The sequence below is a fragment of the Serratia sp. AR11 genome, assembly GCF_056376275.1.
Genome location: NZ_CM150739.1, coordinates 1351750 through 1375819 on the forward strand (window position 1 = coordinate 1351750; position 24070 = coordinate 1375819).

General features: G+C 55.8%; 24 protein-coding genes. 23 read left to right on the top strand and 1 reads right to left on the bottom strand.

Going from position 1 to position 24070, the window contains the following annotated elements; translation table 11 throughout:
- The first annotated feature begins 8 nt into the window (after positions 1 to 8).
- The 8 genes from ACSOSI_RS06415 to nei all read left to right on the top strand — a co-directional run bounded on the left by ACSOSI_RS06415 (position 9) and on the right by nei (position 6524).
- Positions 9 to 752 (top strand): type 2 GTP cyclohydrolase I, encoded by a 744-nt coding sequence (locus tag ACSOSI_RS06415; RefSeq protein WP_012005690.1) that lies wholly within the window; start codon positions 9 to 11, stop codon positions 750 to 752.
- Positions 753 to 904: 152 nt separating this feature from the next.
- Positions 905 to 1561, top strand: coding sequence for a 5-oxoprolinase subunit PxpB (gene pxpB, locus ACSOSI_RS06420; RefSeq protein WP_012005691.1), 657 nt, complete (start codon positions 905 to 907; stop codon positions 1559 to 1561).
- Positions 1555 to 2487, top strand: a complete 933-nt coding sequence (pxpC, locus tag ACSOSI_RS06425) for a 5-oxoprolinase subunit PxpC (RefSeq protein WP_261130806.1) — start codon at positions 1555 to 1557, stop codon at positions 2485 to 2487. Before pxpB ends, pxpC begins: the two co-directional genes overlap by 7 nt.
- On the top strand, positions 2477 to 3214 hold the full coding sequence (gene pxpA, locus ACSOSI_RS06430) for a 5-oxoprolinase subunit PxpA (RefSeq protein WP_135344551.1): 738 nt from the start codon (positions 2477 to 2479) through the stop codon (positions 3212 to 3214). Before pxpC ends, pxpA begins: the two co-directional genes overlap by 11 nt.
- 60 nt (positions 3215 to 3274) lie before the next feature.
- Positions 3275 to 4006 (top strand): DUF969 domain-containing protein, encoded by a 732-nt coding sequence (locus ACSOSI_RS06435; RefSeq protein ID WP_012005694.1) that lies wholly within the window; start codon positions 3275 to 3277, stop codon positions 4004 to 4006.
- Complete coding sequence (locus tag ACSOSI_RS06440) at positions 4003 to 5022, top strand: DUF979 domain-containing protein (RefSeq protein WP_012005695.1); 1020 nt, start codon at positions 4003 to 4005, stop codon at positions 5020 to 5022. Before ACSOSI_RS06435 ends, ACSOSI_RS06440 begins: the two co-directional genes overlap by 4 nt.
- A 9-nt stretch (positions 5023 to 5031) precedes the next feature.
- A complete protein-coding gene (gene pcp / locus ACSOSI_RS06445) occupies positions 5032 to 5676 on the top strand; it encodes a pyroglutamyl-peptidase I (RefSeq protein ID WP_135344549.1) in 645 nt (214 codons plus the stop codon).
- A 56-nt stretch (positions 5677 to 5732) separates the two neighbouring features.
- Entirely contained in the window at positions 5733 to 6524 is a 792-nt protein-coding gene (nei, locus tag ACSOSI_RS06450) for an endonuclease VIII (protein WP_476706718.1), read from the top strand.
- A gap of 107 nt (positions 6525 to 6631) precedes the next feature.
- Here nei and ACSOSI_RS06455 read toward each other — a convergent pair whose 3' ends face one another.
- The gene (locus ACSOSI_RS06455) at positions 6632 to 7924 is read right to left on the bottom strand and encodes a citrate synthase (RefSeq protein WP_012005698.1); all 1293 of its coding nucleotides are present in this window, start codon (positions 7922 to 7924) and stop codon (positions 6632 to 6634) included.
- A 733-nt stretch (positions 7925 to 8657) separates the two neighbouring features.
- Here ACSOSI_RS06455 and sdhC point away from each other — a divergent pair.
- From sdhC to tolR, 15 genes are all read left to right on the top strand, one after another.
- Positions 8658 to 9047, top strand: coding sequence for a succinate dehydrogenase cytochrome b556 subunit (sdhC, locus tag ACSOSI_RS06460; RefSeq protein ID WP_004949747.1), 390 nt, complete (start codon positions 8658 to 8660; stop codon positions 9045 to 9047).
- Positions 9041 to 9388 carry a succinate dehydrogenase membrane anchor subunit gene (gene sdhD, locus ACSOSI_RS06465; protein WP_012005699.1) on the top strand — a complete coding sequence of 116 codons (348 nt, stop codon included), beginning with the start codon at positions 9041 to 9043 and terminating at the stop codon, positions 9386 to 9388. The genes sdhC and sdhD overlap by 7 nt, the downstream gene beginning before the upstream one ends.
- A 1-nt stretch (position 9389) precedes the next feature.
- Positions 9390 to 11156 carry a succinate dehydrogenase flavoprotein subunit gene (gene sdhA, locus ACSOSI_RS06470; protein WP_012005700.1) on the top strand — a complete coding sequence of 589 codons (1767 nt, stop codon included), beginning with the start codon at positions 9390 to 9392 and terminating at the stop codon, positions 11154 to 11156.
- Between the two features lie 16 nt (positions 11157 to 11172).
- A complete protein-coding gene (locus tag ACSOSI_RS06475) occupies positions 11173 to 11889 on the top strand; it encodes a succinate dehydrogenase iron-sulfur subunit (RefSeq protein ID WP_012005701.1) in 717 nt (238 codons plus the stop codon).
- A 385-nt stretch (positions 11890 to 12274) separates the two neighbouring features.
- Positions 12275 to 15088, top strand: coding sequence for a 2-oxoglutarate dehydrogenase E1 component (gene sucA, locus ACSOSI_RS06480; RefSeq protein WP_012005702.1), 2814 nt, complete (start codon positions 12275 to 12277; stop codon positions 15086 to 15088).
- 11 nt (positions 15089 to 15099) lie between these two features.
- Positions 15100 to 16314 carry a 2-oxoglutarate dehydrogenase complex dihydrolipoyllysine-residue succinyltransferase gene (gene odhB, locus ACSOSI_RS06485; protein ID WP_261098958.1) on the top strand — a complete coding sequence of 405 codons (1215 nt, stop codon included), beginning with the start codon at positions 15100 to 15102 and terminating at the stop codon, positions 16312 to 16314.
- A gap of 117 nt (positions 16315 to 16431) precedes the next feature.
- On the top strand, positions 16432 to 17598 hold the full coding sequence (gene sucC, locus ACSOSI_RS06490; protein ID WP_012005704.1) for an ADP-forming succinate--CoA ligase subunit beta: 1167 nt from the start codon (positions 16432 to 16434) through the stop codon (positions 17596 to 17598).
- Positions 17598 to 18470, top strand: a complete 873-nt coding sequence (gene sucD, locus ACSOSI_RS06495; protein ID WP_012005705.1) for a succinate--CoA ligase subunit alpha — start codon at positions 17598 to 17600, stop codon at positions 18468 to 18470. Before sucC ends, sucD begins: the two co-directional genes overlap by 1 nt.
- Before the next feature lie 780 nt (positions 18471 to 19250).
- Positions 19251 to 20819 carry a cytochrome ubiquinol oxidase subunit I gene (gene cydA, locus ACSOSI_RS06500; RefSeq protein WP_012005706.1) on the top strand — a complete coding sequence of 523 codons (1569 nt, stop codon included), beginning with the start codon at positions 19251 to 19253 and terminating at the stop codon, positions 20817 to 20819.
- 14 nt (positions 20820 to 20833) lie between these two features.
- Entirely contained in the window at positions 20834 to 21973 is a 1140-nt protein-coding gene (gene cydB / locus ACSOSI_RS06505) for a cytochrome d ubiquinol oxidase subunit II (protein ID WP_012005707.1), read from the top strand.
- Between the two features lie 17 nt (positions 21974 to 21990).
- A complete protein-coding gene (cydX, locus tag ACSOSI_RS06510; RefSeq protein ID WP_012005708.1) occupies positions 21991 to 22104 on the top strand; it encodes a cytochrome bd-I oxidase subunit CydX in 114 nt (37 codons plus the stop codon).
- Complete coding sequence (gene ybgE / locus ACSOSI_RS06515; RefSeq protein ID WP_012005709.1) at positions 22104 to 22400, top strand: cyd operon protein YbgE; 297 nt, start codon at positions 22104 to 22106, stop codon at positions 22398 to 22400. Before cydX ends, ybgE begins: the two co-directional genes overlap by 1 nt.
- A 130-nt stretch (positions 22401 to 22530) precedes the next feature.
- On the top strand, positions 22531 to 22935 hold the full coding sequence (gene ybgC, locus ACSOSI_RS06520) for a tol-pal system-associated acyl-CoA thioesterase (protein WP_012005710.1): 405 nt from the start codon (positions 22531 to 22533) through the stop codon (positions 22933 to 22935).
- Entirely contained in the window at positions 22932 to 23615 is a 684-nt protein-coding gene (gene tolQ / locus ACSOSI_RS06525; RefSeq protein ID WP_006324117.1) for a Tol-Pal system protein TolQ, read from the top strand. The genes ybgC and tolQ overlap by 4 nt, the downstream gene beginning before the upstream one ends.
- Positions 23616 to 23627: 12 nt before the next feature.
- The gene (tolR, locus tag ACSOSI_RS06530; RefSeq protein ID WP_012005711.1) at positions 23628 to 24056 is read left to right on the top strand and encodes a colicin uptake protein TolR; all 429 of its coding nucleotides are present in this window, start codon (positions 23628 to 23630) and stop codon (positions 24054 to 24056) included.
- Positions 24057 to 24070 lie beyond the last annotated feature (14 nt).

Below are 24070 nucleotides of genomic sequence, written 5' to 3' on the forward strand. Positions count from 1 at the left end.
AGAACTCTATGCGTAACCTCGATCTGGAACAGTTGATCAACACAGAACTGAACACCGCTGCGTTTCAGGATTACGGGCCGAATGGCCTGCAGGTGGAAGGGCGAGCGCACGTGCAGCGTATCGTCACCGGCGTGACCGCCTGTCAGGCGCTGCTGGATGCGGCAGTGGCACATCAGGCGGACGCCATTGTGGTGCATCACGGCTATTTCTGGAAAAACGAAGCGCCTTCGGTGCGTGGCATGAAGCGCAACCGGCTGAAAACGCTGCTGAGTAATGATATCAACCTGTACGCTTATCATCTGCCGCTGGACGCGCATCCGGTGCTGGGTAACAACGCGCAGTTGGCACATTTGCTCGGGATCCGGGTGATTGGCGAAGTGGAGCCGCTGGTGCCGCACGGCGAATTCGAGCAGCCATTGACCGGTATTGAACTGCAACAGCGCATCGAGAGCCGTCTGGGCCGTGCGGTGTTGCACTGCGGCGATAACGCACCGGCGCATATCCGCCGTGTAGCCTGGTGCACCGGCGGCGGTCAGGGCTTTATCGACAGCGCCGCACGCTTTGGCGTTGATGCCTTTATCAGCGGTGAAGTTTCTGAGCAAACCATCCACAGCGCGCGCGAAATGGGTATTCACTTCTTTGCCGCCGGGCACCATGCCACTGAGCGCGGTGGCGTTAAGGCGCTCGGTGAATGGCTGACCCAACAGCATGGCTTTGACGTGACCTTTATTGACATCCCCAACCCCGCCTGATTATCCCCCCAGGATCCAGCCCGGTTTTTACCGTGGCTGAATCCTTTTAATAGCCTAATCCCTTATTTTCTCAAAGGTTGTTCTATTGACAGCCAGAGCGTCGTCGCGCATAACTGTTGTGTTTTCATCGCGATAATAATAAGGAGAAAAGGGTGCAACGAGCACGATGTTACCTATTAGGTGAAAGAGCGGTAGTGCTTGAGCTGTCGCCACCGGTGACGCTGCCGAGCCAGCAGCGGATCTGGGCGCTGGCCGAAAAACTGAATCATCATCCCGATGTGCGTGAAGTGATACCGGGCATGAACAATCTTACGTTGCTGCTGCATACGCCGCAGGCCGACGCAGAACAAATGCTGACGCTGTTGCAACAGGGCTGGGACAGCAAGGAAATCCTGGTGCCGGAATCGCGCCAGGTGGATATTCCGGTGATCTATGGGGGTCAGGACGGCCCCGACCTGGATGAAGTGGCACGCCACACCGGCATGACGCCGCAGCAGGTTGTGGAATGCCACTCCTCGGCGGCCTACGTGGTCTATTTCCTCGGTTTTCAGCCCGGTTTTTCTTACATGGGCGGCATGCCGGAAAAGTTGGCGACGCCGCGCCGCGCTGAACCGCGCTTGTCGGTGGCGGCAGGCTCCGTTGGCATCGGCGGCAGCCAGACCGGGATTTATCCGCTGGTCACCCCCGGTGGCTGGCAGTTGATTGGCCGTACTCCTTTGGCGCTGTTTAATCCCTATGAAATGCCGCCAACCTTGCTGCGCCCCGGTGATAGCGTGCGGTTTGTGCCGCAGAAGGAGGGCGTATGCTGAAGATCCTGCGTGCGGGCATTTACACAACGGTGCAGGATCTGGGCCGTAACGGTTTCCGTCGTCTGGGCGTTAGCCAGAGTGGGGCGCTTGACGAACCTGCCCTGAGGATCGCCAACCTGCTGGTGGGCAATACTGCCAACGCCGCCGGGCTGGAAATCACTCTCGGGCAATTTAGCGCCGAATTTACTCAGTCAGGTTGGATCGCTCTGACCGGTGCCGGCTGCGATGCGCAACTCGATGGCAAACCACTGTGGACCGGCTGGCGCTATCCGGTGAATGCCGGCCAACAGCTGATACTGAAAACGCCAAAACGCGGCATGCGCACCTATCTGGCGATCAGTGGCGGCATCGCGGTAGCGGAAATGCTCGGCTCGCGCAGCACCGATAACAAAGCCGCTTTTGGTGGGCTGGAAGGGCGTAATCTGCGGGATGGTGACAGCCTGCCGCTGGGGCAAAGTCATTCCTTGCCAAAGCAGAGTTTTGGTGTGAAGCAACCGCTGTTCAACAACCGCATCCGTGCGTTACCGGGGCCGGAATATGATGAATTCAGCGAAGAGGCGAAAGAGGCTTTCTGGCGCACCGCCTGGCAACTGAGCCCGCAGAGTAACCGCATGGGTTATCGTCTGCACGGCAGCCACGCATTAAATCGCACCACTGACCGCGAAATGTTATCGCACGGTCTGTTACCGGGGGTGGTGCAGGTACCGCATAACGGCCAGCCGATTGTGCTGATGGCCGATGCACAGACTACCGGTGGTTACCCGCGTATTGCCTGCGTGATCGAGGCCGATCTCTACCATTTGGCGCAGATCCGTCTGGGCGAAGCCATCCACTTTGTTCCCTGTACTTTGGCCGAGGCGCAACGCGCCAGGGTCGAGCAGGAGCACTTTATCCAACAGATTGCCTGGGGGTTAGATGATCGTTGATTTAAATGCCGATCTCGGCGAGGGCTGCGCCAACGATCAGGCGCTGCTGCAACTGGTCAGCTCGGCCAATATTGCCTGCGGTTTCCACGCCGGGGATGCGCAAACCATGCGGCAATCGGTGCGTTGGGCACTGCAGTACGGCGTAGCTATTGGTGCGCACCCGAGTTTTCCCGATCGCGAGAACTTTGGCCGTACCCGTATGCAGCTACCAGCGGAAACGGTCTATGCCCAGGTGGTATATCAACTGGGTGCATTGGCCGCGATCGCCCGTGCCGAAGGCGGGGTGATGGTCCACGTCAAGCCGCACGGTATGCTGTATAACCAGGCGGCTGTGGAGCCGGAACTGGCGCAGGCTATCGCCAGGGCGGTTAAAGCGGTCGATCCGACGCTGCGGCTGGTGGGGCTGGCGGGCAGTGAGCTGATCCGCGCCGGTGAAAAACAGGGGCTGGTGACACGGCAGGAAGTGTTTGCCGATCGCGGCTACCAGGCCGATGGCACATTGGTACCGCGTGGCCAGCCAGGGGCGCTGATTACCAGCGACGAACTGGCACTGGCGCAAACGCTGGAAATGGTACGTCATCATCGGGTTCGCACCCTGAGCGGCACCTGGGCCGCCGTTCAGGCCGAAACCGTCTGCCTGCACGGCGACGGTGAACATGCGCTGGAATATGCGCGCACGCTGCGCGAACGTTTTGCCGTGGAAGGCATCAGCGTCAGCGCTCAGTAAGGCAGTACATACACAACACACAACACAACAAAAACTATTAGAAATTACCGAGGGAATACTATGGAACAGGCCGTTAACCTCTGGCCACTGATTGGCATCGCCGCCATCGTGGTTGGATTTGTTTTACGCTTTAACCCTGTGCTGGTGGTGATTGCCGCCGGCATTATCACCGGGCTGGCAGCGCTGATGCCGCTGGATACGATCCTGGAAAAACTGGGTGAAGGCTTCCTCAATACCCGTAACCTGCCGCTGATCCTGCTGCTGCCATTGGCAGTAATAGGTCTGCTGGAACGTCACGGGCTAAAAGAGCGTGCGCAGGCGTGGATCGCCAAGATCAAAAGTGCCACCGCCGGCCGCTTGCTGATCGTCTATCTGTTCGTGCGTGAAATTACCGCTGCCATGGGGCTGACCAGCCTGGGGGGGCATCCGCAAATGGTGCGCCCACTGTTGGCACCGATGGCCGAAGGGGCAGCGGAAAACCGTTACGGCGAGCTGCCGGAGCGTACGCGCCACCGCCTGCGGGCGATGTCTGCCGCCACGGATAACGTTGGGTTGTTCTTTGGCGAAGATATTTTTGTCGCCTTCGGCGCGATCATCTTCATGCACAACTTTATGCTGGAATCCGGCGGCATCCAGACCGAACCGCTGCATATCGCCTTGTGGGGCATTCCTACCGCCATCTTTGCCTTCCTGATCCATGCATTCCGGCTTTACCGGATGGATAAACAGCTCAGTGCCGAACTTTCGCAGCTCAACCAGGCGGCGCTGCAGGCCAAAGGAGATGCCCAATGACTTTCCAACAACAATATCTCTACTGGCTGGCGGGCGTGGTGCTGTTGATCGTGGCGGTGATGTCTTTCCGCGATCGCGCCAACCCGCGCCGCGTCACCACGGGTCTGTTCTGGGCGCTGTACGGCCTGATTTTCCTGGTCGGTGACTGGACCTATAGCCTGTTGGGCGACGTGCTGGGTGAGGGCAGCAATGAGAAACGCATGCTGCATATCATCGTCGGTGTGGTGGTGGTGATCATGGCGTTGATCGCCGGTTTCGGCGGCGTACGTTTGGGCAGCTATCACCAACGTACCCCACAGCAGCGTGAAGAGAGCGCCAAACGCCTGGGCAACCGGCTGTTTATTCCTGCGCTGGCGATCCCGGTGGTAACGGTGGTTGGCGTGCTGTTGTTCAATAATATTCCGGCGCTGCAAACCGCGGTCTTCGGCAGCGGCAACCACGCCACCCTGATTACCCTGTTCTCGATGACCGTCGGCTGTTTGCTTGGCCTGGTTATCGCGGTGAAAATGACCCACGAAAAAGCGCTACAGCCGGTCCAGGAAGCGCGTCGGCTGCTGGACTCTATCGGCTGGGCGTTTATTTTGCCGCAAATCCTTGCCACGCTGGGCCTGCTGTTTACCACTGCCGGTGTCGGTACGGCCATTTCTCATCTGACCCAGGAGTATCTGGCGGTCGATAACCGCTTTATAGCGGTGGCGGTTTATGCCATCGGCATGGCGCTGTTGACCATGATTATGGGCAACGCCTTTGCGGCTTTCCCTATCGTCACCGCCGGTATCGGTATTCCGATCCTGGTGTTGCAGCACGGCGGTAATCCGGCGGTAATGGCGGCCATCGGCATGTTTTCCGGCTATTGCGGCACGCTAATGACGCCAATGGCTGCTAACTTTAATATTGTACCGGCGGCGTTGCTGGAATTGCCGGACAAGAATGCGGTGATCAAGGCGCAGATCCCGACCGGGGTGCTGCTGCTGTTGGTCAACGTATTCCTGCTTTATTTCCTGATGTTCCTGTAAGGAGAACGCATGCAAAAGGTATTGATCACGGGCTTTGAGCCCTTTGGCGGCGAACGCGTTAATCCTTCGTGGGAAGTGGTAAAGCAACTCAATGATATGGAACTGGCCGGTGCGCGCATTATTGCACGCCAACTGCCCTGCGTGTTTGGTACGGCGCTGGAAGCCCTGAATGCGGCGATTGATGAAGTGCAGCCGGTGATGGTGTTGGCGATCGGCCAGGCCGGAGGACGTACCGACATCACCATCGAACGGGTGGCGATCAACGTCGATGATGCCCGTATCCCCGATAATCAGGGGCAGCAACCGATAGACGAACCTATCGTTGAAAGCGGCCCGGCGGCCTATTTCAGCACGCTGCCGATCAAGGCGATGGTCGACTCGATGCGCGAAGCGGGTATTCCCGCCTCGGTATCGCAAACGGCCGGTACCTACGTCTGCAACCATGTGATGTACGGTCTGTTGCACCGTTTAAACAGCCAGCAGGCAATCAAGGGCGGGTTTATTCATATTCCTTATCTGCCTGAACAGGCTGCCGCACACCCTGGCGCACCGAGTATGGCGGCGACCACGGTATTGTTCGCCCTGGAACTGGCCATTTCTATTGCGTTACAGGTTGAACACGACCTGAAAGTAGTCGGTGGCGCGACGCATTAATCGCAGTTATTCCCCGGTGCGGCCTGCTGCACCGGGGTCCATTCAGGAGTTTTCATATGCCGGAAGGACCGGAAATTCGCCGGGCGGCGGATGCACTGGCGGCGGCGGTGATCGACCAGCCGCTGACCGAAGTCGGTTTCGCCTTTCCCCAGCTTAAACATTACCGCGACCGGTTAATCGGCGAGCGTATTATCGCTATTGAACCACGGGGTAAGGCACTGCTGACCCATTTTTCCAATGGTCTGACGCTGTATAGCCATAACCAGTTGTATGGCGTGTGGAAAGTGGTTAAAGCAGGGGAGACGCCGGAAACCAAACGGGATCTGCGCGTGCGGCTGGAAACGGCGGATCGGGCGATTTTGCTGTACAGCGCCTCGGAGATTACCGTCGGGCCGCGCGAGGAAATTGAGCAGCATCCGTTCTTGCAACGTATCGGCCCCGACGTACTGGATATGACGTTAACGGTGGCCGCGGTGGAGCAACGGCTGCTGTCACCGGCATTTCGCCGCAGGCAACTGGGCGGCATGTTGCTCGATCAGGCGTTTCTCGCCGGGTTGGGCAACTACCTGCGGGCCGAGATCCTTTGGCAGGCAGAGCTGGCGCCCCAGCATAAGCCACAGGATCTGGCGCCGGAAACCTTGCAGCGCTTGGCGGAGGCGTTGCTGGCGGTACCGCGCTTGTCTTATCAGACGCGTGGGCAGGTGGATGAGAACCGCCATCATGGCACGTTGTTCAGCTTTAAGGTGTTCCACCGCAGTGGTGAACCTTGCGAGCGTTGTGGTGCGATGATCGAACGCACGACGCTGTCTTCAAGGCCCTTTTATTGGTGCCCAGGTTGCCAGAAATAGGTTATTCAATGTTTCCCCTCACCCCGACCCTCTCCCCAGGGAGAGGGCAAAAAAAAACGCCGTCCTGGGGGGCGGCGTCTTGCTGCAATACATAGGGTAAAGCGGCGTTATTTGTTTTTCACTTGGGACTTGAAGTCACGCTCGGCATAGCCGGTGTACAACTGACGCGGACGGGCAATCTTGATGCCTTCGTCATGCATTTCGTTCCAGTGTGCAATCCAGCCAATGGTACGGGCGATGGCAAAGATAACGGTGAACATGGAAGAAGGGATCCCCATCGCCTTCAGGATGATGCCTGAATAGAAGTCGACGTTCGGATACAGTTTCTTCTCGATGAAGTACGGGTCGTTCAGCGCGATGTGTTCCAGCTCCATCGCCACTTGCAACAGGTTGTCGTCCTTCTTGTTCAGTTCTTTCAGCACTTCGTGACAGGTTTCGCGCATCACGGTGGCGCGTGGATCGTAGTTCTTGTACACGCGGTGGCCGAAGCCCATCAGACGGAACGAGTCGTTCTTGTCCTTGGCACGCTTGATGAACTCAGGAATGTGCTCAACGGTTTTGATCTCTTCCAGCATCTTCAGCGCGGCTTCGTTGGCGCCGCCGTGTGCCGGGCCCCACAGTGAAGCGATACCGGCAGCGATACAGGCAAACGGGTTAGCGCCTGAAGAACCTGCGGTACGTACGGTAGAAGTGGAAGCATTTTGCTCGTGATCGGCGTGCAGGATCAGGATGCGATCCATTGCGCGTTCCAGCACCGGGTTCACCACGTATTCTTCGCACGGGGTGGCAAACATCATATGCAGGAAGTTACCGGCATAGGACAGATCGTTGCGTGGATAAACGAACGGCTGACCCAGAGAATATTTGTAACACATGGCCGCCACGGTAGGCATTTTGGACAGCAGGCGGAACGCGGTGATCTCGCGGTGACGCTCGTTGTTGACGTCCAGTGCATCGTGGTAGAACGCCGCCAGGGCGCCGGTCACGCCGCACAGCACCGCCATTGGGTGTGAGTCACGACGGAAGCCACGGAACAGATGGGTGATCTGATCGTGGATCATGGTGTGACGGGTCACGGTGGTTTTGAAGGTCTCGAACTCTTCTGCGGTCGGCGTTTCGCCGTACAGCAGGATGTAGCACACTTCCAGATAGGAAGACTCTTTCGCCAGCTGTTCGATCGGGAAGCCGCGGTGCAGCAATACGCCTTTGTCACCGTCGATAAAAGTGATTTTGGATTCGCAGGAAGCGGTAGAGGTAAAGCCGGGATCAAACGTGAAATAACCTTTGGAGCCCAGGGCGCGGACATCAAGGACATCGGGGCCCAGTGTCGGGGTTAATACGCCCAGTTCGATTGGAGCTTCACCATCGTTAATGGTTAGCGTCGCTTTCTTATCAGTCATTTACAGTCTCCTTTGCGCCTTATTTTAAAAACCTCTAACAACTGAAATACCTTAATTCTCCTCAGGTTGCCCGCAAAAAATGGAGCGGACGCTAACTCTGTGAGCGACTGCGCAAATGCGCGGGTAGGGTACAGAGTGCTAACCAGGCGAACGAGGTGGGTGACCAGTTGTTAACGATTCATCGGAATTCGTTATGTTCTGTTAATCTTACCTACGACGTGTTCGGGGGTGGTTGAACCTATCCCAATAAACTGTTTTATATGCCTTATTTGTTCTCGTCTGCGGTAGTGTGCTGCAAACGTGACCGGCAAAAACCGCCATTGGGATAGGTTCTTTCAAATACACTGTTGCATATCCTGAACATCGGGGGAAGTGTATCTGCTGACCTATTGCGCATCATAGGGCCGTTTGTGCCCCTATATGTAATGGAATTGTTGATCTCTTGTCAAATCAGATAATTAATTTTATGCTAATTGTGAAATCCGTGATCTAAATCACTGTTCGGGGGAAATGTTACCAAAGGGATTGTATGGGAATTGTAATCAGAATGTGATCCTCCTATACTGCCGCCAGGTCTCCGGGATACCCTGAAGTAGGAGCACCCAGCGTTATAACTACGCGCCGTTTAAGCACAGAGGATGTTGTTGTTTGAGCGCGTGACGTGTGAGGGTTTTGGCTCTTAACGCTGTCTGATCCCCGCCCAGGCCGGAGGAAGGAAAATAATAAGAGCTGTGTGGGCAAAAACGTGAAAAAACAAAGACCTGTCAACCTGGATCTGCAAACGATTCAGTTTCCCGTAACTGCGATAGCGTCCATCTTACACCGAGTCTCTGGCGTAATTACCTTCGTTGCCGTGGGTATCCTCCTCTGGCTGCTGGGCCTGTCACTCTCTTCCCAAGAGGGTTTCATGCAGGCTGCTGCCATCATGAATAGCTTCGTTGTCAAATTCATATTCTGGGGCATCCTCACTGCGCTGGCCTATCACATTTGCGGTGGCATTCGCCATTTGTTAATGGATTTTGGCTATATCGAAGAGAGTTTAGCCGCCGGTACCCGTTCTGCCCAGGTGGCAATCGGTCTGACCGTCGTGCTGTCAGTTCTGGCTGGAGTCCTCGTATGGTAAACAATGTTTCTGCATTAGGACGCAACGGCGTACACGATTGGTTGTTACTGCGTGCTTCCGCTATCGTCATCACCCTGTATGTTCTGTATATCCTGGGCTTCTTTGTCACGGCTCCGGATCTCACCTACGAAATCTGGCGCGGCTTCTTCGCCACTTCTATTACGAAAGTGTTCACGCTGCTGACGCTGCTGTCGATTCTGGCTCATGCCTGGATCGGGTTGTGGCAGGTGCTGACGGATTACGTCAAGCCGGTAGCGGTACGTCTGGTGTTGCAACTGGCGATCGTTGTCGTGTTGCTGGTCTATTTACTGTACGGAACAATCGTAGTGTGGGGTGCGTAAGATGAAACTGCCGGTCAGAGAGTTTGATGCTGTAGTTATCGGTGCAGGCGGCGCAGGTATGCGCGCGGCACTGCAAATTTCTCAAGCGGGTTCTTCTTGTGCCCTGCTGTCCAAAGTATTCCCGACCCGTTCCCATACCGTGTCTGCACAGGGCGGCATTACCGTAGCCCTGGGTAACAACCACGAAGATAACTGGGAATGGCATATGTATGACACGGTGAAAGGTTCCGATTATATCGGTGACCAGGACGCCATTGAGTATATGTGTAAAACCGGCCCGGAAGCAGTTCTGGAGCTGGAGCATATGGGGCTGCCGTTCTCCCGTACCGACGATGGCCGCATCTATCAGCGCCCATTCGGCGGCCAGTCACTGAATTTCGGTGGCGAGCAGGCAGCACGTACCGCTGCGGCGGCTGACCGTACCGGTCACGCCCTGCTGCACACCCTGTATCAACAGAACCTGAAAAATCACACCACTATCTTCTCCGAGTGGTATGCGCTGGATCTGGTGAAAAACCAAGATGGCGCAGTGGTCGGCACCACGGCTATCTGCATTGAAACCGGTGAAGTGGTTTACTTCAAAGCCAAAGCCACCGTGCTGGCGACCGGCGGTGCAGGCCGTATTTACCAGTCCACTACCAACGCCCATATCAACACCGGTGACGGTGTCGGCATGGCGCTGCGTGCCGGCGTGCCGGTGCAGGACATGGAAATGTGGCAGTTCCACCCGACCGGCATCGCCGGTGCCGGGGTTCTGGTGACCGAAGGTTGTCGTGGTGAAGGCGGTTATCTGCTGAACAAACACGGTGAGCGTTTCATGGAGCGCTATGCGCCGAACGCCAAAGACCTGGCGGGCCGTGATGTGGTAGCCCGTTCGATCATGATTGAAATCCGCGAAGGCCGTGGCTGTGACGGTCCGTGGGGCCCGCACGTTAAGCTGAAGCTGGATCACCTGGGTAAAGAAGTGCTGGAATCCCGCCTGCCGGGCATTCTGGAACTGTCGCGCACCTTCGCGCACGTCGACCCAGTGAAAGAGCCTATCCCGGTTATCCCAACCTGCCACTATATGATGGGCGGTATTCCGACCAAAGTGACCGGTCAGGCGTTGACCGTGAATGAGAAAGGCGAAGACGTAGTGATCCCGGGGCTGTTCGCCGTGGGCGAAATTGCCTGCGTATCGGTGCACGGCGCCAACCGTCTGGGCGGCAACTCGCTGCTGGATCTGGTGGTGTTCGGTCGTGCCGCCGGCATGCATCTGCAGGAATCTATCCTCGAGCAGGGCGCCAGCCGTGAAGCGAGCGAATCCGATGTAGAAGCGTCGCTGGATCGTCTGAACCGCTGGAACAACACCCGTTCAGGTGAAGATCCGGTTGAAATCCGCAAGGCGCTGCAAGCCTGTATGCAACACAACTTCTCGGTATTCCGTGAAGGTGATGCGATGGCGAAAGGGCTGGAAGAACTGAAAGAGATCCGTGAACGTCTGAAGAACGCACGTCTGGACGATACCTCCAGCGAATTCAACACCCAGCGCATCGAATGCCTGGAGTTGGATAACCTGATGGAGACCGCGTTTTCCACCGCCGTGTCGGCCAACTTCCGTACCGAGAGCCGTGGCGCGCATAGCCGCTTCGACTTCCCGGAACGTGATGATGCCAACTGGCTGTGTCACTCGCTGTATCAGCCGCAATCGGAAAGCATGACGCGTCGTGAAGTGAACATGCAACCGAAGCTGCGCCCGGCATTCCCGCCGAAAGTGCGTTCTTACTAATTGCGGAGATCGATTGATGAAACTCGAATTTTCAATTTATCGCTACAATCCGGATGTTGACGATGCTCCGCACATGCAGGACTACAGCCTGGAAGCGGAAGAAGGTCGCGACATGATGTTGCTGGATGCGTTGATCCAGCTGAAAGAAAAAGATCCAAGCCTGTCGTTCCGTCGTTCATGCCGTGAAGGCGTTTGTGGCTCCGATGGGATCAACATGAACGGTAAAAACGGCCTGGCCTGTATCACTCCGGTGTCGTCGCTGACCAAAGGCAATAAAAAGATTGTGATCCGTCCGTTGCCGGGCTTGCCGGTAGTGCGCGATCTGGTGGTCGATATGGGTCAGTTCTACACCCAGTATGAAAAGATCAAGCCCTTCCTGCAGAACGACGGCAAGAACCCGCCAGCGCGTGAGCACCTGCAATCGCCGGAAGAGCGTGCCAAGCTCGATGGTCTGTACGAGTGCATTTTATGCGCTTGTTGTTCGACCTCTTGCCCGTCATTCTGGTGGAATCCTGACAAGTTTATCGGCCCGGCTGGCCTGTTGGCGGCGTACCGCTTCCTGATTGACAGCCGTGACACGGAAACGGAAGAACGTTTAGACGATCTGGACGACGCTTTCAGTGTTTTCCGCTGCCATAGCATTATGAATTGTGTCAGTGTATGCCCTAAGGGCTTGAATCCGACCCGTGCAATCGGTCATATCAAGTCTATGCTGCTGCAACGCGGCGCATAAATGGAATGAGATGCTGCGCCGGGCAGTTTCCGGCGCACATCACAAAGGAGGGAGCCTCTAAAAACTGACCCGCGGCTGCGGCGCTAAGCAGCCTGGTTCGCCCGCCGGTTTTTAGAGGTTCCTTGTAAGGGACCGCAAGGTCCATAGCAGAACGTACCGATACCCTATGAATTTCGAGTTACAGCTAGGCGACCAGCTCGTTCATCCCCAGGCGCTTACTTTAGTAAGTTACTGGGGTGAGCGAGTGCAGGTAACAACGCTGTAACTTGAAAGGCGACGGGTATAAAAGTACGTCGAGTGAACCGTTTCTACGGCAAACCGTATCCATCACGGTAATTATGTTAACCACGGCGAAAACTAAAGCTTCAAAGCTTAAGGGATCATGATGCAGAACGGCGCAATGAAGGCCTGGCTGGATTCCTCCTATCTGGCGGGCGCGAACCAGTCTTACATAGAACAGCTCTATGAAGACTTCTTAACCGATCCGGGCTCCGTTGAAGATAGCTGGCGTTCCATTTTTCAACAGCTACCAACCGCGGGTGTAAAACCCGATCAGCTTCACTCTCAAACGCGTGACTACTTCCGCCGCCTGGCGAAAGACTCCGCGCGTTACAACACCACCATCAACGATCCAGACACCGACGCCAAACAGGTCAAGGTACTGCAGCTGATTAACGCCTTCCGTTTCCGCGGACATCAGCATGCCAACCTCGATCCGCTCGGTCTGTGGCAGCGTGAGCAAGTTCCTGACCTTGAACCCGCCTACCACAACCTGACCGAAGCCGACTTCCAGGAAACCTTCAACGTGGGTTCTTTCGCCATCGGCAAAGAAACCATGAAGCTGGGCGACCTGTACGCTGCGCTGAAGCAGACCTACTGCGGCTCGATCGGTGCGGAATACATGCACATCACCAATACCGAAGAGAAACGCTGGATCCAACAGCGTATTGAATCGGTAGTGGGGCACGCCAGCTTTACCCATGACGAGAAGCGCCGTTTCCTGAACGAGCTGACCGCAGCGGAAGGTCTGGAACGCTACCTCGGTGCCAAATTCCCAGGGGCAAAACGCTTCTCGCTGGAAGGTGGCGATGCGCTGGTGCCAATGCTTAAAGAGATGGTGCGCCATGCCGGTAAGAACGGTACGCGCGAAGTGGTGTTGGGCATGGCCCACCGCGGCCGTCTGAACGTGTTGATCAACGTGCTGGGTAAAAAACCTGCCGACCTGTTCGACGAGTTTGCCGGCAAGCATAAAGAACACCTCGGCACCGGTGACGTGAAATATCACCAGGGCTTCTCCTCCGACGTAGAAACCGAAGGCGGCATGGTTCACCTGGCGCTGGCGTTTAACCCGTCGCACCTGGAGATCGTCAGCCCGGTAGTTATGGGTTCTGTACGTGCCCGTCGTGACCGTCTGGACGAAGCGCGCAGCAACATGGTACTGCCAATCACCATCCACGGTGATGCCGCCATTACCGGCCAGGGCGTGGTTCAGGAAACGCTGAACATGTCGCAGGCTCGCGGTTACGAAGTGGGCGGCACGGTACGTATCGTGATCAACAACCAGGTTGGTTTCACCACTTCCAACCCGCTGGATGCGCGTTCTACCGAATACTGTACTGACATCGCCAAGATGGTGCAGTCGCCGATCTTCCACGTTAATGCTGACGATCCGGAAGCGGTGGCCTTTGTTACCCGTCTGGCGTTGGATTTCCGTAACACCTTCAAACGTGACGTGATGATCGATCTGGTCTGCTACCGTCGCCACGGGCATAACGAGGCCGATGAGCCAAGTGCAACCCAGCCGGTGATGTACCAGAAGATCAAGAAACACCCAACGCCACGCAAGATTTATGCTGACGTGCTGACCGAACAAAAAGTCGCCAGCCTGGAAGATGCCACGGAAATGGTCAACCTTTACCGTGATGCACTCGACCGCGGCGATTGCGTGGTTGAAGAATGGCGTCCGATGAACCTGCATTCCTTTACCTGGTCGCCGTACCTCAACCACGAGTGGGACGAAGAGTACCCAAGCAAGGTTGAAATGAAGCGCCTGCAGGAACTGGCCCGTCGCATCAGCACCGCGCCGGAAGCTATTGAAATGCAGTCACGCGTAGCGAAAATCTACGGTGACCGCGCAGAGATGGCTGCAGGTAATAAAGCGTTCGACTGGGGCGCGGCGGAAACGCTGGCTTATGCCACTTTGGTCGACGAAGGCATTCCAATCCGCCTTTCCGGTGAAGATGCCGGTCGCGGTACCTTCTTCCACCGTCATGCGGTAGTGCACAACCAGAAAAACGGTTCGGTCTACGTGCCACTGGCCAATGTCCACAGCGGGCAGGGCGAGTTCAAAGTTTGGGACTCCGTACTGTCTGAAGAAGCCGTTCTGGCGTTCGAATATGGCTATGCCACCGCAGAACCTCGCACCCTGACCATCTGGGAAGCGCAGTTCGGTGACTTCGCCAACGGCGCTCAGGTGGTGATCGACCAGTTCATCAGCTCCGGCGAGCAGAAATGGGGCCGTATGTGTGGCCTGGTGATGCTGTTGCCGCACGGTTACGAAGGCCAGGGCCCAGAGCACTCCTCTGCGCGTCTGGAACGTTACCTGCAGCTGTGTGCCGAGCAGAATATGCAGGTGTGCATCCCGTCTACCCCGGCACAGGTTTACCACATGCTGCGTCGTCAGGCGCTGCGCGGTATGCGCCGTCCGTTGGTGGTGATGTCACCGAAATCTCTGCTGCGTCACCCGCTGGCGACTTCGTCTCTGGATGAGCTGGCTAACGGCACCTTCCTGCCGGCGATTGGCGAAATTGACGATCTGGATCCGAAAGCGGTCAAACGCGTGGTGCTGTGCTCCGGTAAGGTCTATTACGATCTGCTGGAACAGCGTCGCAAGAACGACCAGAAAGACGTGGCCATCGTACGTATCGAGCAACTGTACCCGTTCCCGCATCAGGCCCTTCAGGCGGTGCTGGAGAAGTACGCTCACGTGCATGATTTCGTCTGGTGTCAGGAAGAGCCGCTGAACCAGGGTGCCTGGTACTGCAGCCAACACAACTTCCGTGAAGTGGTGCCGTTCGGGGCTTCTTTACGTTACGCCGGACGTCCAGCCTCTGCCTCTCCGGCAGTGGGTTATATGTCCGTACACCAGAAGCAGCAACAGGCTCTGGTTAATGACGCGCTGAATATTGTTAAAGATTAAGGGAAAGCTAAATGAGTAGCGTAGATATTCTGGTTCCTGACCTTCCTGAATCGGTTGCCGATGCGACCGTCGCCACCTGGCACAAGAAACCAGGTGACAGCGTCCAGCGTGACGAAGTTCTGGTTGAAATCGAAACTGACAAAGTGGTGCTGGAAGTTCCGGCCAGCGAAGCAGGCATTCTGGATGCGATCGTGGAAGAAGAGGGCGCAACCGTGCTTTCTCGCCAGATCCTTGGCCGTATTCGTCCGGGCGACAGCTCTGGCAAGCCGACCGAAGAAAAAAACCAGGCTAAAGAAGCCACTCCAGCCCAACGCGCAACCGCCAGCCTGGAAGAAGAGAGCAACGACGCACTCAGCCCGGCTATCCGCCGCCTGATTGCCGAACATGACCTCGATGCAGCTGCCATCAAAGGCAGCGGCGTGGGTGGCCGAATCACCCGCGAAGACGTGGAAGCGCACCTGGCCAACGGCAAGAAAGCCGACAAGCCGGCCGCCGTTGAAGCCGCTCCGCAGCCTGCTCTGAGCGGCCGCAGCGAGAAGCGTGTTCCTATGACCCGTCTGCGCAAGCGCGTGGCCGAGCGCCTGTTGGAAGCGAAGAACAGCACTGCGATGCTGACGACCTTCAACGAAATCAACATGCAGCCGATCATGGACATGCGCAAGCAGTACGGTGAAGCCTTCGAAAAACGCCACGGTGTACGTTTGGGCTTCATGTCCTTCTACATCAAGGCGGTGGTTGAAGCGCTGAAACGCTTCCCGGAAGTGAACGCTTCTATCGACGGCACTGACGTGGTGTACCACAACTATTTCGATATCAGCATTGCGGTATCTACTCCTCGTGGCCTGGTGACCCCGGTGCTGCGCGATGTAGACAGCATGAGCATGGCGGACATCGAGAAGAAAATCAAAGAGCTGGCAGTCAAGGGCCGTGATGGCAAATTGACTGTGGAAGAGCTGACCGGCGGTAACTTCACCATTACCAACGGCGGCGTATTCGGTTCACTGATGTCTACCCCGATCATCAACCCACCGCAGAGCGCCATCCTGGGCATGCACGCCATTAAAGATCGCCCAATGGCGGTCAAAGGCCAGGTTGTGATCCTGCCGATGATGTATCTGGCACTGTCTTATGACCATCGCCTGATCGACGGTAAAGAATCCGTGGGTTACCTGGTGACGGTTAAAGAGATGCTGGAAGATCCGGCTCGTCTGCTGCTGGACGTATAACCCTGATGGGCGCGGTACGCCGCGCCCACACTCTGTGCTATGTGGCCGACTAAAGTCATGCGGTTTTCCGCCAAAATGGCTCGGCTAAAACCTTCAGAACTGAATGGATAGAACATCATGAATTTACACGAATATCAGGCAAAACAGCTGTTTGCTCGGTATGGTATGCCGGCACCAACCGGTTATGCCTGTACCACACCGCGTGAAGCGGAAGAAGCCGCATCCAAAATCGGCTCCGGCCCGTGGGTGGTTAAATGTCAGGTTCATGCTGGCGGTCGCGGTAAAGCTGGCGGCGTTAAAGTGGTTAACAGCAAGGAAGACATCCGTGCTTTCGCTGAAGCCTGGCTGGGCAAGCGTCTGGTGACCTACCAGACTGACGCACTGGGCCAACCGGTTCACCAGATCCTGGTAGAAGCGGCGACCGACATCGATAAAGAACTGTATCTGGGTGCGGTTGTTGACCGTGCCAGCCGTCGCGTGGTGTTCATGGCATCCACCGAGGGTGGCGTTGAAATCGAGAAAGTTGCGGAAGAAACCCCGGAACTGATCCACAAAATGACCATCGATCCACTGGCAGGCCCACAGCCTTACCAGGGCCGTGAACTGGCTTTCAAACTGGGTCTGACCGGTAAGCAAGTCGGCCAGTTCGCCAAAATCTTCATGGGTCTGGCGACCTTGTTCCTGGAACGTGACCTGGCCATGGTTGAGATCAACCCGCTGGTGGTGACCAAGCAGGGCGATCTGATCTGTCTGGACGGCAAACTGGGCGCTGACGGCAACGCCCTGTTCCGCCAGCCTGAGCTGCGTGAAATGCGCGACCTTTCTCAGGAAGATGAGCGTGAATCCCGTGCGGCACAGTGGGAGCTGAACTATGTTGCTCTCGACGGCAACATCGGTTGCATGGTGAACGGCGCAGGCCTGGCGATGGGTACCATGGACATCGTTAAACTGCACGGCGGCGAACCGGCCAACTTCCTCGATGTGGGCGGCGGCGCAACCAAAGAGCGCGTGACCGAAGCCTTCAAAATCATCCTGTCTGATGACAAGGTGAAAGCGGTTCTGGTTAACATTTTTGGTGGTATCGTGCGTTGCGACCTGATCGCTGACGGTATCATTGGCGCAGTAGCCGAAGTGGGCGTTAACGTCCCGGTGGTGGTGCGTCTGGAAGGGAATAACGCCGAGCTGGGTGCCAAGAAACTGGCGGACAGCGGTCTGAATATCATTGCTGCGACCAGCCTGACTGATGCGGCTCAGCAAGTTGTTGCGGCAGTGGGGAGCAAATAATGTCCATTTTAATCGATAAAAACACCAAAGTAATTTGCCAGGGCTTCACCGGTAGCCAGGGGACTTTCCACTCCGAGCAAGCTATCGCTTACGGAACCAAAATGGTCGGTGGCGTAACGCCGGGCAAAGGCGGTACCGAGCACCTGGGCCTGCCGGTGTTCAACACCGTGCGTGAAGCCGTAGAAGCGACCGGCGCTACCGCGTCCGTTATCTATGTACCGGCTCCGTTCTGCAAAGACTCCATTTTGGAAGCAATCGATGCAGGCATCAAACTGATCATCACCATCACCGAAGGCATCCCGACGCTGGATATGCTGACCGTGAAAGTGAAGCTGGATGAAGCCGGCGTGCGCATGATTGGCCCGAACTGCCCAGGTGTTATCACCCCGGGCGAGTGCAAAATCGGCATCATGCCTGGCCACATCCACCTGCCGGGTAAAGTGGGTATCGTTTCCCGCTCTGGCACCCTGACCTACGAAGCGGTAAAACAAACTACCGATACCGGTCTGGGCCAGTCTACCTGTGTGGGTATCGGCGGTGACCCGATCCCAGGCTCCAACTTCATCGATATCCTGAAACTGTTCCAGGAAGATCCGCAGACTGAAGCGATCGTCATGATCGGTGAGATCGGCGGTAGCGCTGAAGAAGAAGCGGCAGCCTATATCAAAGAGCACGTGACCAAGCCAGTGGTTGGCTATATCGCGGGTGTTACCGCGCCTAAAGGCAAACGTATGGGCCATGCCGGCGCCATCATTGCCGGCGGCAAAGGGACTGCAGACGAGAAGTTTGCGGCGCTGGAAGCGGCAGGGGTTAAAACCGTGCGCAGCCTGGCTGACATCGGCGAGGCAGTCAAAGCGGTTCTGAACCGCTAATTTACCTGCGGTAGTCCGTGTTCAAGCAGGGTCAGACCACGCGTCTGGCCCTGTTTTTTTTGCCTGTCGGAGGGCTGGCCGGGCATCAATATGGTCGTGGTGGGGATTAGCGGCGTCAATTAAGCGGGAAAGGGGATGAGGCAGGCGTATTTAAGCGCTGCTTTATCGATAATAATTCTTTTTATTGCCTATAATTATCAGAGTAAAAAAATAAGCTAAGCTTGTCCTATTGGTAGGTTAATAAACGTTAACATCATTCACACTCAAGACTTCATTTAAATACAGCTAGCCATTAAATATCACATCTATTTAACACAAAAAGTACCTACATAGACTACGAAACCATTGTGTAACATAACCACAAGATAATTATGAGAAATTGTGAGCTGAATCTGGAAATAAAATCCGGATAGGCTTAAATTGTTTCAGATCAAATTACGCCTGAATACCTCTTTGGGGGAAAATTTGACCTGTAACCCAAAGTCTAACCCACATCACGTAAAAACCTATTTATTGTGTGGGATTGGGCGAGTATCATCCATGCTGAATATGGATGGTTGATCTTGTTGCATTTGTTACCCGTTGTCGGTTTTCAGTGGTGTGTTTTGTGCACTGGCCAGTAGTCAGGCCCGCGTCGAATGCATGGTTGAAAGCGGAGAGGCTGGATCAAATTTTTGTTGTGTTTAAGGGCATTCACTGCGGGGCGTTACCGGTAGCTTCACCCGAAGTCATATCGATAACCGCATGTCGGAGTCTTCCTGCGAGGAGCAAGGAGTCAAGATGTTTGATATTGTCGAACTGTCGCGCTTACAGTTTGCTTTAACGGCGATGTACCACTTCTTATTTGTCCCATTAACGCTGGGTATGGCGTTCTTGCTGGCAATTATGGAAACGGTATATGTACTGTCAGGCAAGCAAATCTATAAAGATATGACCAAATTCTGGGGCAAGTTATTTGCAATTAACTTTGCCCTGGGTGTGGCCACCGGTTTGACCATGGAGTTCCAGTTCGGGACTAACTGGTCATATTTCTCCCACTACGTCGGTGATATTTTCGGGGCCCCGCTGGCCATCGAAGGTCTGATGGCGTTCTTCCTTGAATCGACGCTGGTCGGCCTGTTCTTCTTCGGCTGGGATCGTCTGGGCAAGGTGCAGCACATGGCCGTTACCTGGCTGGTGGCACTGGGCTCAAACTTCTCTGCGCTGTGGATCCTGGTCGCCAACGGTTGGATGCAAAACCCGATCGCCTCGGATTTCAACTTCGAAACCATGCGTATGGAGATGCTCAGCTTCTCCGAACTGGTGCTCAACCCGGTTGCGCAGGTGAAGTTCGTGCATACCGTGGCCGCCGGCTACACCTGTGGCGCGATGTTCGTTCTGGGTATCAGCTCTTACTATCTGTTGAAAGGCCGTGACCTCGCCTTTGCCAAACGCTCCTTCGCTATTGCTGCCAGCTTCGGTATGGCTGCCGTGCTGTCCGTTATCGTTCTGGGTGATGAATCCGGCTACGAAATGGGCGACGTGCAGAAAACCAAACTGGCCGCCATCGAAGCCGAGTGGGACACGCAACCGGCACCGGCTTCCTTTACCCTGTTCGGTATTCCGAATCAGGATAAAATGGAAAACTCCTACTCGATCCAAATCCCTTACGCGCTTGGCCTTATTGCTACCCGCTCAACAGATACCCAGGTCACCGGCCTGAAAGATCTGATGGCGCAGCATGAAGTGCGTATCCGCAACGGGATGAAAGCCTATGGGCTGCTGGAAGAGCTGCGCGGCGGCAATACTGACCCGGCGGTACGCACCGAGTTCAATAAAGCCAAGCAGGACCTGGGCTACGGCTTACTGCTGAAGCGTTATACCCAGAACGTCACCGACGCGACGGAAACGCAGATCCAACAGGCAACCAAAGACTCGATCCCACGCGTAGCACCGCTGTACTTCGCCTTCCGTATCATGGTGGCCTGTGGCGTGCTGATGCTGTTGATCATCGGTCTGTCGTTCTGGAGCGTGATCCGCAACCGTGTCGGCCAGAGAAAATGGCTGCACCGTGCGGCGCTGTATGGCCTGCCGCTGCCGTGGATCGCGATCGAAGCCGGCTGGTTTGTGGCTGAATACGGTCGTCAGCCTTGGGCGATTGGTGAGGTGCTGCCGACTGCGGTCGCCAACTCTTCACTGACTGCAGGCGACATTCTGTTCTCGATGGGGCTGATTTGCGGCTTGTACACCCTGTTCCTGGTGGCTGAAATGTATCTGATGTTCAAATTTGCACGTCTGGGTCCAAGCAGCCTGAAAACTGGCCGCTACCACTTTGAACAACCGACTGCCGCCGTGCAGGAAGCGCGCTAAACAGGAGTCCACGTATGTTTGATTATGAAGTACTGCGATTTATCTGGTGGGTCCTGATTGGCGTACTGCTGATCGGTTTCGCCGTCACCGACGGTTTCGACATGGGGGTCGGCATCCTGGTGCGCATTATCGGTAAAACCGATACCGAGCGCCGGGTGATGATCAACTCCATCGCACCACACTGGGACGGTAACCAGGTGTGGCTGATCACTGCCGGTGGCGCACTGTTCGCCGCCTGGCCGATGGTCTATGCGGCGGCGTTCTCCGGTTTCTATGTTGCCATGATCCTGGTGCTGTCAGCCTTGTTCTTCCGCCCGGTCGGTTTTGACTACCGCTCGAAGCTGGAGAGCAGCCGCTGGCGCAACATGTGGGACTGGGGCATCTTTATCGGCAGCTTCGTGCCTGCGGTGGTATTCGGCGTGGCGTTCGGCAACCTGTTGCAGGGCGTGCCGTTCCACATGGATGAATACATGCGCCTGTTCTACACCGGCAACTTCTTCCAACTGCTCAATCCGTTTGGTCTGTTGGCGGGCGTGGTCAGTTTGACCATGCTGGTGACCCAGGGGGCAACTTACCTGCAGATGCGTACCAGCGGTGAAATTCACCTGCGTGCTCGCGCTGCGGCGCAGATCTCCACGCTGGTGATGGCGGTGTTCTTCCTGTTGGGCGGTATCTGGCTGGTCAAAGGCATCGACGGTTATGTGATTACCTCGACGCTGAACACCATGGCGGAGTCTAACCCGATGCGTAAAGAAGTGGCTCATCAGGCCGGTGCCTGGTTGATCAACTTCAACAAGTATCCGCTGCTGTGGGCACTGCCTGCACTGGGCGTGGTGCTGCCGCTGTTCACGGTGCTGTTCTCGCGCTTGTCGAAAGACGCGCTGGCGTTCGTGACCTCGTCGCTGACCATTGCCTGTGTGATCCTGACCGCCGGGGTGACGATGTTCCCGTTCGTGATGCCGTCAAGCACCGTGCCTAACATCAGCCTGACCATGTGGGACGCCACCTCCAGCCTGTTGACGCTGCAAGTGATGACCGTTGTCGCGGCGATCTTCGTGCCTATCGTTCTGGCGTACACCAGCTGGTCGTACTACAAAATGTTCGGCCGTCTCGACAAGAACTTCATCGAGAACAACAAGCATTCGCTGTATTAAGGATAGGGAGCTAAACCATGTGGTATTTTGCCTGGATTCTCGGAACGCTTCTTGCCTGTGCCTTCGGCATCATCACGGCGCTGGCGCTTGAGCACCACGAAGATTCAAAAGCACAGCAAGACGATAAGTGATGAGTTTGTCACTGACTGACAAGCTGTACGCTATCACCGACAAGGGCCCGGTCCGGGCCCTTTCACTGGTGCTGGCGTTGATTTTGGCGGGCTGTATTTTCTGGGATCCGACCCGCTTTGCGGCGAAGACCAGCTCGCTGGAGATTTGGGAAGGGCTGCTGCTTATTTGGGCAGTCTGTGCCGGGGTGGTTCATGGGGTCGGGTTCCGACCGCAACGCACCCTGTGGCGAGCTTTTTTTGCGCCACTTCCGGCAATTGTGATCCTGGCCGCAGGATTACTTTACGTTTCTTTATAATCTCCGCTATACCCCCAAGTTATGGGCCATCGCGGCCCATAATTATTTTCGTTCCCATCTTGTAACCCATTCCCAACCCGATCCGTCTTGCGTATAGTAGCACCGTTAAATTGCATTGCTGGGAAGTAGAGTGAGTAATACGTTGTTTCGATGGCCGGTTCGCGTTTACTACGAAGATACCGATGCCAGTGGTGTGGTCTATCACGCCCGCTATGTGGCTTTTTTTGAAAGAGCGCGCACCGAGATGCTGCGTCATCATAACTTTCATCAACAGCAGCTGCTCAGTGAAAATGTCGCCTTCGCTGTCCGGCGCATGACGGTTGATTATCTGCTTCCTGCTCGTCTTGACGACCAGTTGGAAGTCCAGAGTGAAATCACCTCAATGCGCGGGGCTTCTCTTACGTTTGCTCAACGCATTGTCAATTCTGACGGAACTCTTTTGAGTCAGGCCGACGTGTTGATTGCATGTATTGATCCACACCAAATGAAGCCGATAGCGCTTCCTAAGTCTATTGTCGCGGAGTTTAAGCAGTGAATGAGATGAACATCCTAGATTTATTCTTGAAGGCCAGCCTGCTGGTTAAGCTTATCATGTTGATTTTGATATGCTTCTCAGTGGCCTCCTGGGCGATCATCATCCAGCGTACCCGCATCCTTAATGCGGCCACGCGTGACGCCGAAGCCTTTGAAGACAAATTCTGGTCCGGTATTGAGCTTTCCCGTTTGTATCAGGAAAGCCAGGCGCGTCGCGATAGCCTGACCGGCTCAGAGCAAATTTTCCACTCTGGTTTCAAAGAGTTCGCTCGTTTGCACCGCGCTAATAACCATGCGCCGGAATCGGTGATCGAAGGTGCGTCACGTGCCATGCGTATCTCGATGAACCGCGAACTGGAAACGCTGGAAAACCACATTCCTTTCCTCGGCACCGTGGGTTCGATCAGTCCGTATATCGGCCTGTTCGGCACCGTGTGGGGGATTATGCACGCCTTTATCGCACTGGGTGCGGTGAAACAGGCCACGCTGCAAATGGTAGCACCGGGTATCGCCGAAGCACTGATCGCAACCGCCATCGGTCTGTTCGCCGCTATCCCGGCCGTTATGGCCTATAACCGCCTCAACCAGCGCGTCAACAAGCTTGAGCAGAATTACGACAACTTTATGGAAGAGTTCACCGCTATTCTGCATCGTCAGGCCTTCTCCAGCGACAGCAAATAAGTAGGAGGTAGCATGGCGAGAGTTCGTGGACGTAATCGGCGCGAGCTGAAGTCCGAAATTAACATCGTTCCGTTGCTCGACGTGTTGCTGGTGCTGTTGCTGATCTTTATGGCAACCGCACCGATCATCACCCAGAGCGTTGAGGTTGATCTGCCGGACGCCACCGATTCCAAAGCGGTTTCCAGCAGTGATAATCCACCGGTGATCCTCGAGGTTTCCGGCGTGGGCCAATACACCATGGTGGTGGATCACGACCGCATGGAACTGTTGCCGCCGGAGCAGGTTGCAGCCGAAGCCAAGTCGCGTTTGGCGGCCAACCCCAAGACGGTCTTTTTGATCGGTGGGGCGAAGGAAGTTCCGTACGATGAGATTATCAAGGCATTGAATATTCTCCATCAGGCGGGCGTCACTTCTGTGGGGCTGATGACCCAGCCAATTTGACCCTAAGGTCAGTG